1 pseudogene is annotated in these 343 nt (G+C 58.0%); it reads right to left on the bottom strand.

What is annotated here, in order from left to right:
* Positions 1-287, bottom strand: a pseudogene (locus AF337_RS28910) (peptidyl-prolyl cis-trans isomerase); the annotation flags it as partial.
* Positions 288-343 lie beyond the last annotated feature (56 nt).

Genomic DNA, 343 nt, shown 5'->3' with positions numbered 1-343 from the left:
CGAACAACCGTGTCGTCCTTGTCGAGCCCAAGCGCAAGCGCCTGACGAACGAGGATCTCCTCCTTCACATAGTCGTCGATGAGGCCCTTGAGTTCTTCCGCAGTCGGTGAACGCTGCCAGGTCTTGGTGAACAAGATGGCCATCTGCTCGATCTTCGGTGCCGTTACCACGATGCTGTCCGGCCTGTCTTTCGCGTCGGTGCCGATTGCCCCATAGGCCGCGAAAATTAGTAGCGCGAACAGCAGGAAGTGGACCAGCGGCTCCCTCAAAACACTCTTCAACACCATCGCACTTGCTCGTTTACGGAGTGAATGGGCCCGAAAGGTTCGGCGGCCCACATAGC

It is taken from the genome of Rhizobium ecuadorense, assembly GCF_001187535.1.
Classification (GTDB): Bacteria; Pseudomonadota; Alphaproteobacteria; order Rhizobiales; family Rhizobiaceae; genus Rhizobium; species Rhizobium ecuadorense.
This window is presented reverse-complemented; position numbering and strand designations above follow the sequence as displayed.